We start from the raw sequence: 2122 nt of genomic DNA on the forward strand, positions 1-2122 counted from the left end.
ATTTAAGCAAACCTTAAGCTTTATATGACTATACTTTCATTTCCTTGTTTCAGCAAGGGCTTTTAAAAAGCCGCTTGATACCTTACAAGGATAGCTGATTACAAAGCAAACGATCTTTGAAAACTAAGCAAATTGATAGAAGTTCTTTTTAAAGGGATATTCTAAATTATTTTAAGGATGACTTATTATAAATAGTGAGGGTTTTTTATAACTTTCATTCTTTTATAAGAAATTCTTATCCAACCAGTGCCAATCAATTTCATTGATTATGATGATTATATCATTATGATTGATGACTGAATGGCATGAGAGTATTTTTAGGTTAGCGTTTGGCTAAACCTTTTTAAAAAGTTTCTTTCTGTTTTGTTGTTGTAATACTTAAGAACACAACCCGTTTTATTCAATAACCAAATAAAACGAGTTCTTGTGATACGCTAAAGCTGTTGTTAGGAATAACAACAGCCTATCAAAAAACAAAAGAGCTTTAGGACAAACACTTTTATGGAGAGTTTGATCCTGGCTCAGAGTGAACGCTGGCGGCGTGCCTAATACATGCAAGTCGAACGATGAAGCTTCTAGCTTGCTAGAATGCTGATTAGTGGCGCACGGGTGAGTAACGCATAGGTCATGTGCCTCTTAGTTTGGGATAGCCATTGGAAACGATGATTAATACCAGATACTCCCTACGGGGGAAAGATTTATCGCTAAGAGATCAGCCTATGTCCTATCAGCTTGTTGGTAAGGTAATGGCTTACCAAGGCTATGACGGGTATCCGGCCTGAGAGGGTGAACGGACACACTGGAACTGAGACACGGTCCAGACTCCTACGGGAGGCAGCAGTAGGGAATATTGCTCAATGGGGGAAACCCTGAAGCAGCAACGCCGCGTGGAGGATGAAGGTTTTAGGATTGTAAACTCCTTTTGTTAGAGAAGATAATGACGGTATCTAACGAATAAGCACCGGCTAACTCCGTGCCAGCAGCCGCGGTAATACGGAGGGTGCAAGCGTTACTCGGAATCACTGGGCGTAAAGAGCGCGTAGGCGGGATAGTCAGTCAGGTGTGAAATCCTATGGCTTAACCATAGAACTGCATTTGAAACTACTATTCTAGAGTGTGGGAGAGGTAGGTGGAATTCTTGGTGTAGGGGTAAAATCCGTAGAGATCAAGAGGAATACTCATTGCGAAGGCGACCTGCTGGAACATTACTGACGCTGATTGCGCGAAAGCGTGGGGAGCAAACAGGATTAGATACCCTGGTAGTCCACGCCCTAAACGATGGATGCTAGTTGTTGGAGGGCTTAGTCTCTCCAGTAATGCAGCTAACGCATTAAGCATCCCGCCTGGGGAGTACGGTCGCAAGATTAAAACTCAAAGGAATAGACGGGGACCCGCACAAGCGGTGGAGCATGTGGTTTAATTCGAAGATACACGAAGAACCTTACCTAGGCTTGACATTGAGAGAATCCGCTAGAAATAGTGGAGTGTCTAGCTTGCTAGACCTTGAAAACAGGTGCTGCACGGCTGTCGTCAGCTCGTGTCGTGAGATGTTGGGTTAAGTCCCGCAACGAGCGCAACCCCCTTTCTTAGTTGCTAACAGGTCATGCTGAGAACTCTAAGGATACTGCCTCCGTAAGGAGGAGGAAGGTGGGGACGACGTCAAGTCATCATGGCCCTTACGCCTAGGGCTACACACGTGCTACAATGGGGTGCACAAAGAGAAGCAATACTGCGAAGTGGAGCCAATCTTCAAAACACCTCTCAGTTCGGATTGTAGGCTGCAACTCGCCTGCATGAAGCTGGAATCGCTAGTAATCGCAAATCAGCCATGTTGCGGTGAATACGTTCCCGGGTCTTGTACTCACCGCCCGTCACACCATGGGAGTTGTGTTTGCCTTAAGTCAGGATGCTAAATTGGCTACTGCCCACGGCACACACAGCGACTGGGGTGAAGTCGTAACAAGGTAACCGTAGGTGAACCTGCGGTTGGATCACCTCCTTTCTAGAGAAAAGCTTTTAACATTCGCTTGTTAAAAGCCAAGAGTATTACCTGACAAAAGAACTTCTTTTGCTTAGTTTTGAAAGATTGAGCTTATTCTTTCTTTTTTACTTCTTGATTTTT

Annotated in this window: 1 rRNA gene and 1 pseudogene; one reads left to right on the top strand and one right to left on the bottom strand. The window is 44.4% G+C overall.

Annotated elements, in window-relative coordinates:
• Window positions 1-317 precede the first annotated feature (317 nt).
• Window positions 318-497: pseudogene (locus H7N69_RS08200) on the bottom strand (hypothetical protein).
• Window position 498: 1 nt separating this feature from the next.
• On the opposite strand from H7N69_RS08200, the gene H7N69_RS07775 reads away from it, so the two are divergent.
• Window positions 499-2002 (top strand): 16S ribosomal RNA (locus H7N69_RS07775).
• The last annotated feature ends 120 nt before the right edge of the window (window positions 2003-2122 follow it).

This window comes from Helicobacter pylori (assembly GCF_014497725.1).
GTDB lineage: Bacteria > Campylobacterota > Campylobacteria > Campylobacterales > Helicobacteraceae > Helicobacter > Helicobacter pylori_DE.